Annotated in this window: 8 protein-coding genes and 2 tRNA genes; 6 read left to right on the forward strand and 4 right to left on the reverse strand. The window is 69.4% G+C overall.

Going from position 1 to position 6,139, the window contains the following annotated elements; translation table 11 throughout:
• The first annotated feature begins 59 nt into the window (after window positions 1-59).
• The 6 genes from ACTHNQ_RS09430 to ACTHNQ_RS09455 all read left to right on the forward strand — a co-directional run bounded on the left by ACTHNQ_RS09430 (window position 60) and on the right by ACTHNQ_RS09455 (window position 2,206).
• A tRNA-Arg gene (locus ACTHNQ_RS09430) sits at window positions 60-132 on the forward strand.
• A 75-nt stretch (window positions 133-207) separates the two neighbouring features.
• Window positions 208-834 (forward strand): oligoribonuclease, encoded by a 627-nt coding sequence (orn, locus tag ACTHNQ_RS09435; protein ID WP_018171044.1) that lies wholly within the window; start codon window positions 208-210, stop codon window positions 832-834.
• 37 nt (window positions 835-871) lie between these two features.
• A tRNA-His gene (locus ACTHNQ_RS09440) sits at window positions 872-947 on the forward strand.
• A 130-nt stretch (window positions 948-1,077) separates the two neighbouring features.
• Window positions 1,078-1,419 (forward strand): metallopeptidase family protein, encoded by a 342-nt coding sequence (locus ACTHNQ_RS09445; RefSeq protein WP_440333119.1) that lies wholly within the window; start codon window positions 1,078-1,080, stop codon window positions 1,417-1,419.
• Window positions 1,419-1,718 carry an ATP-dependent Clp protease adapter ClpS gene (gene clpS / locus ACTHNQ_RS09450; protein WP_440333121.1) on the forward strand — a complete coding sequence of 100 codons (300 nt, stop codon included), beginning with the start codon at window positions 1,419-1,421 and terminating at the stop codon, window positions 1,716-1,718. The genes ACTHNQ_RS09445 and clpS overlap by 1 nt, the downstream gene beginning before the upstream one ends.
• Window positions 1,715-2,206 (forward strand): DUF2017 family protein, encoded by a 492-nt coding sequence (locus tag ACTHNQ_RS09455; RefSeq protein WP_440333123.1) that lies wholly within the window; start codon window positions 1,715-1,717, stop codon window positions 2,204-2,206. Before clpS ends, ACTHNQ_RS09455 begins: the two co-directional genes overlap by 4 nt.
• Before the next feature lie 8 nt (window positions 2,207-2,214).
• On the opposite strand, the gene ACTHNQ_RS09460 is transcribed toward ACTHNQ_RS09455, so the two are convergent.
• From ACTHNQ_RS09460 to gatB, 4 genes are all read right to left on the reverse strand, one after another.
• Window positions 2,215-2,808, reverse strand: a complete 594-nt coding sequence (locus ACTHNQ_RS09460; RefSeq protein ID WP_440333125.1) for a hypothetical protein — start codon at window positions 2,806-2,808, stop codon at window positions 2,215-2,217.
• The gene (locus tag ACTHNQ_RS09465; RefSeq protein ID WP_018171049.1) at window positions 2,783-3,103 is read right to left on the reverse strand and encodes a hypothetical protein; all 321 of its coding nucleotides are present in this window, start codon (window positions 3,101-3,103) and stop codon (window positions 2,783-2,785) included. The genes ACTHNQ_RS09460 and ACTHNQ_RS09465 overlap by 26 nt, the downstream gene beginning before the upstream one ends.
• A 58-nt stretch (window positions 3,104-3,161) precedes the next feature.
• Entirely contained in the window at window positions 3,162-4,424 is a 1,263-nt protein-coding gene (dinB, locus tag ACTHNQ_RS09470; RefSeq protein ID WP_440333128.1) for a DNA polymerase IV, read from the reverse strand.
• Window positions 4,425-4,518: 94 nt separating this feature from the next.
• Window positions 4,519-6,036, reverse strand: a complete 1,518-nt coding sequence (gene gatB / locus ACTHNQ_RS09475; protein WP_440333130.1) for an Asp-tRNA(Asn)/Glu-tRNA(Gln) amidotransferase subunit GatB — start codon at window positions 6,034-6,036, stop codon at window positions 4,519-4,521.
• Window positions 6,037-6,139 lie beyond the last annotated feature (103 nt).

A 6,139-nucleotide genomic window follows, 5' to 3' on the forward strand; every position in this document is an offset into this window, starting at 1 on the left:
CCGGGAAACCAGAGTCGGCGACGGCGTGGCGCGACCGGGTAATCTGGGAACTCACCCTTCCCTCCGTAGCTCAGGGGACAGAGCGAGCGGTTTCTACCCGCCAGGTCGGGGGTTCGAATCCTCCCGGGGGGGCACCGGGGCGCGGCGGCGCCGCCCAGCCCCCTATCCGGGCCCGCGATGTCGGAGCCCATCACGAGGATGGAGCACATGGTGGGGGCATCCGACAACGATCGACTGGTCTGGATCGACTGCGAGATGACAGGACTCGATCTCGCGGTCGACGAGCTGGTCGAGATCGCGGTGATCGTCACGGACTTCGAGCTCCGCCTCTTGGATCCCGGGTTCCATGTCGTGATCAAGCCGGATGCGTCCGCGCTGGCGCACATGAACGAGTTCGTGACGAACATGCACCGGTCCTCGGGGCTGCTGGACGAGATCCCGCACGGTGTCACGGTCGCCGACGCCGAGTTCCAGGTCCTGGAGTACATCCAGCGGTTCGTGCCGTTGGAGGGCAAGGCACCGCTCGCGGGCAACACGATCGGCACCGACCGCATGTTCATCGCGAAGTACATGCCGCGCGTCGACCATTGGCTGCACTACCGCAACGTCGACGTTTCGAGCATCAAGGAGCTCGCCCGCCGCTGGTACCCGCGCGCGTACATCCACGCACCCGCGAAGGACGGCGGTCACCGCGCGCTCGCCGACATCATCGAGTCGGTGCGAGAGCTCGCTTACTACCGCCAGGCGGTGTTCGTTCCCGAGCCCGGACCGACCAGCGACGGGGCGCGCGCAGCCGCGGCGGCCGCCGTGTCATCGTTTGCCCCTGAGGTGTGAGAGAATCGTCTGGTTGCCCGCGCGAGTGGGAAGCATGGTGGGTATAGCTCAGTTGGTAGAGCACCTGGTTGTGGTCCAGGGGGTCGCGGGTTCAAGTCCCGTTACTCACCCCATGTGAATCGAGGTCCGAACCTCGGCAGAGTCTTCCGCCGAGGTTCGGACCTCGATCTGCTTCGCGGTTTCGCGGGCCCCGCCTCGGGCCCCGTGTCGACCCCAGCCGGTATCGTTGCTGACGGTATGGAGATGGATGCCGCGACCTTCGAGTCGCTCGTGATCGACGAGCTCGACGCCCTTCCCGACGATATGGTCGCCGGGCTCGACAACGTCGTCTTCGTCGTCGAGGACCGCCCCGAGGACGGCAGTCTCGACCTGCTCGGCCTTTACGACGGCTGGGCCCTGACCGAACGGGACCGTTACGGCGTCGGCGAGCTGCCCGATCGGATCCTCGTATACCGCGAACCGCATCTCGCCGTGTGCGACGACGAGGACGAGCTGCGCGACGAGGTCCACATGACGCTCGTCCACGAGATCGCCCACTTCTACGGCATCGACGACGACCGGCTGCACGAGCTGGGGTGGGCGTGATGACTCCGCTCGCCACGCCATCGGTCCACGAGGACGTGGACGTCGTCGAGCGCACGGACCCCGACCGGCCGTGGCAGACGGTCGTCTGGGATGACCCCGTCAACCTCATGAGCTACGTGACCCACGTCTTCCGCGAGTACTTCGGCCTGCCGCGCGCCGAGGCGGAGCGCCTCATGCTCGCGGTCCATCACGACGGTCACGCGGTGGTCTCGCAGGGCGCACGCGAGCAGATGGAGCTGCACGCCCAGGCGATGCACGACTACGGCCTGTGGGCCACCGTGCGGCAGGAGCCGTCATGACCGGACGCACCGTCGTGCTGGAGGTGGCGCGACTCGAGGCTGCGCATCTGTCGGCGCTCGTCGGGCAGTTCGCCGAACTCGTGGACGGCGCAACCCCCGCGGACGAGGACCCCGCGATCGCCCGTCTCGTACCGACCGCGTATCCCGACGACGATGAGGCCGGGCGCGAGTTCCGATCCCTCACCGAGAACGACCTGCTCACGAGGCGGCGCGCGGACGCCGAGATCGTGCTGTTCTCGCTGGCCGAAGCCGCCCAGCTTTCTGACGATCCGGACGACCCTGCGATGCTCGAGCAGGTCGAGATCAGGCTGGAGCCCGAGACGGTGCGCGCCTGGCTGCGCACCCTCGCCGCCGTGAGGCTGGTGATGGCGGAGCGTCTGCAGATCACCGAACCCGAGGACCACGATCCGAACGACTCGCGGTTCGGCATCTACGACTGGCTGGGCTACCGGCTGGACGGGCTCGTGGCGTCCTTCGACGCGTCCTGACGGGCAGCCTACGGCACGGGGAACAGATGGGTGGCGAGCCGCATCGGGTCGTCACGCTGGACGTGACGCTGCTCCTGGCGAGCCCAGCGGTCCCAGTGAGGACGGTACGCGTCGCCATCGCGGTCCAACGCTCGCTGCTTTCGCGACGTCGCCGGGGACTCCAGCCACACGCGCACGTCCCCCAGTCGCGCCGTCGCCGGAGTCAGCAGCCCTGCCCCCTCCACGATGAGCGGCAGCGAGGGATCGACGGCGTGCGCCTCGGCGGGCTCGCCCATCGTCCAGTCCCAGCGCTGCCAGACACCGACGATCCCGCGCGCGTGCGGCACCAGGATCAGCTCACGGGCCAGTTCGACGCCGTCATCGAGCCCGTCCCACCCCGGGTAGATAGAGTCCAGTGCGACGAGCTGGACGCGGCCGCGCAGCGGCCAGTTCGTCACCAGTGCACGCGCGAGCGAGCTCTTGCCGGCGCCGCTGTGTCCGTCGATGAGGACGACCGGATTGGATGCCGCCACCTGTTCGATCGCCGTCGCCAGGTGTCCGACGGCGAGGGCGAGAGACGTTGCGACCGGGTCGGCGTTACTTCTTGAGGGTGCGGATGACACGGCTGAGTGCGCGCCCGGCGAAGAACACGAACGGGATCGCCACGGTGAGCAGCGCGATGATGTTGGGCTCGAAGCGCAGATCGTCACCGCGACGGATGTACGCGCCGACAGGGATCGCGTAGCCGCCGCCACCGCCCCCGCCGTTCCCGGCCTCGTCGGAGCCCCCGCCGAAGCCCGACCACGTCACTGCGACGGGGATCAGCCGGATGCCGTCGACATCCTGCTGCTCGCCGTAGGCGCTCTTCACGCCGAAGGACGCCGACTGCTTGCCGAGTTCGAGTGCGATGTTAGGCATGCCTCCAACGTAGCGGGCGATGGGACCGCGGGACAGACGATCAGCCTCGATCGGGCCGTCAGTCCTCGTCGAGACGCGGCGCGGGCGGGTTCGACGGCAGCGTGCCGCCGCCGCGCGTGCTCAGGTTCGTCGCGCGGGTGACGGCTCCGCGGCCGAACCGCGCCGTCGCGTCGTCGAGCGCACCCTCGACGCGCCGCCAGCCCTCGTCGTCGTCCCAGAGCCCGGGCATCGCCGTCCCCGATGGGCGGAGCTTCTCGGCACGAACGCCGATGAGCCGCACCGGCATCGACCGGTCGATCGAGGCGAACAGGTCGTGTGCGGCATCCCCGATCCTCTGTCCGACGGCGGTGGGCTCGGCGAGCGTCTGCGAGCGGGAGATCGTGGTGAAGTCCGCGAAGCGCACCTTGACGGCGACCGTGGCCGCCTCCCACCCGTTGCTGCGCAGGCGTGCGCCCACCCGGTCCGCGAGTCGCCGGAGTTCGGAGCGCAGCACCGCGTCGTCGCCGATGTCTTCGTGGAACGTCTCTTCGTGCCCGATGCTCTTCTCGACGCGTGAGGTGTCCACCTCGCGCGCATCGATGCCGCGGGCGAGATGCCAGACGCGGTCCCCCATCGCGGGTCCGAGGGCGCGTTCGAGCATCTCGCGCGGTGCCTCCCGCGCGTCGGCGATGGTGCGGATGCCTCGTCGTTCGAGCGATTCGGATGCCTTCGGGCCGACGCCCCAGAGCGCACGCACGGAGCGCGGGCCGAGGAACGCCGCCGTGTCGGCCTCGGCGACGATGAGGAGTCCGTCCGGCTTGCTGATCGTCGACGCCATCTTGGCGACATGCTTCGTCGCCGCGACGCCGATGCTGCACGTGAGCCCGGTCTCGGCGAGCACGCGGGCACGCAGCATCCGGGCGATCTCACCGGGGCTCCCCCACAGCCGCCGCGCGCCGCGCACGTCGAGGAACGCCTCGTCGATCGACAGAGGTTCCACCAGCGGCGTGACGTCACGGAAGATCCGCATCACGTTGGCTGACACCTCGAGGTAGCGGTCGAAGTGCGGCAGCACCACGATCGCGTGCGGACACAGCCGGAGCGCCTGGCTGACCGGCATCGCCGAACGCACCCCGTAGCGCCGTGCCTCGTACGACGCGCTCGACACCACGGAGCGGCTCTCGGGTGCGCCGACGATGATCGCCTTGCCGCGCAGTGCGGGGTCGTCGAGCTGCTCGACCGAGGCGTAGAAGGCGTCCATGTCGACGTGGAGAATGCCCGTACCGGTGTCGTCGCCGTCGTCGGGCGAGACGAGCCGCCCTGTTCCGTCGCCACGCCCCATGCGCCGATCCTTTCAGGGAGCTCCGACATCGAACAGTGGGGCGGGTTCCCGAAGGACCCGCCCCACCGCCGAAGGTCCGACGTGACGTCGCCGATCAGGCGGTGCCGGCACGCTCCAGTACGAGCTCCCGCACGCGCGCAGCGTCGGCCTGACCCTTCATCGCCTTCATGACCGCGCCGATGACGGCGCCTGCGGCCTGCACCTTGCCGTCGCGGATCTTCTCGAGCACGTCCGGCTGGGCGGCCAGCGCCTCGTCGATGGCGGCGATCAGCGCACCGTCGTCCGACACGACGGCCAGTCCGCGGGCGTCGACGACCTCCTGCGGGGTGCCCTCGCCGGCGATCACGCCTTCGAGCACCTGGCGAGCGAGCTTGTCGGTGAGCGTTCCCGCGTCGATGAGCCCCTGGAGGGCGGCGACGTTGGCCGGAGTGACGAGGTCGGCGGCGTCGGCCTGCTGCGCGTTCGCGATGCGGGTGATCTCACCCGTCCACCACTTGCGCGACGAGGCCGGCGTGGCGCCCGCCGCGATCGTCGCCTCGACGGCGTCGATCAGCCCACCGTTGACCACGTCCTGGAACTCCAGGTCGGTGAAGCCCCAGTCGGTCTTCAGCCGGCGGCGGCGCGCACCCGGCTGCTCCGGCAGTGCGGCGCGCAGCTCCTCGATCAGCTCGGGCGCCGGTGCCACCGGAAGCAGGTCCGGCTCGGGGAAGTACCGGTAGTCGTCGGCATCGGACTTGGGGCGACCCGGCGACGTGGTTCCGGTGTCTTCGTGCCAGTGACGCGTCTCTTGCGTGATCGTGCCGCCGGCGGCGAGGATGGCCGCCTGTCGCTGGATCTCGTAGCGCACCGCACGCTCGACCGATCGCATCGAGTTGACGTTCTTCGTCTCGGTGCGGGTGCCGAGCTTCTCCTGGCCACGCGGCCGGAGCGACACGTTGGCGTCGCAGCGAAGGTTGCCGCGCTCCATGCGCGCCTCGGAGATGCCCAGTCCGATGACGATGTCGCGGATCGCGCGGACGTAGGCCGCGGCCAGCTTGGGGGCGTTGGCCTCTGCCCCGAAGATCGGCTTCGTGACGATCTCGACGAGCGGAACCCCGGCGCGGTTGTAGTCCACGAGCGAGTACTCGGCGCCCTGGATCCGCCCGGTGGCACCACCGACGTGGGTCAGCTTGCCGGCATCCTCTTCCATGTGGGCACGCTCGATGGGGATCTGCACCAGCGAGCCGTCCTCGAGCTCGACCTCGACCTGCCCTTCGAAGGCGATGGGCTCGTCGTACTGCGAGATCTGGTAGTTCTTGCCGAGATCCGGGTAGAAGTAGTTCTTCCGGGCGAAGCGGCTCGACGGCGCGATCGAGCAGCCCAGGGCGAGGCCGAGGCTGATCGAGTAGCGCACCGCCTGCTCGTTGACGACCGGCAGGGCTCCCGGCAGGCCCATGTCGACGGGCGCGACCAGCGTGTTCGGCGCCGCGTCGTGCTGGGCGGGATGCGCCGGGTTCGGGGCGGCCGAGAACATCTTGGTCTCGGTGTTCAGCTCGACGTGCACCTCGAAGCCGAGCACCGGCTCGAACAGCTCGAGGGCCTTGTCGTAATCCAGCAGGTCGGCCTTGGCCATCAGACGGCTCCCTCTTCGCTCGCGAACATCTCGGTGGCGCTCAGATCGGGCGCCTGGCTGAGCAGCGTGTGCCCCCACTTCTCCTCCAGCAGCCGCTCGAGCG

It is taken from the genome of Microbacterium sp. (assembly GCF_051953575.1).
GTDB lineage: Bacteria > Actinomycetota > Actinomycetes > Actinomycetales > Microbacteriaceae > Microbacterium.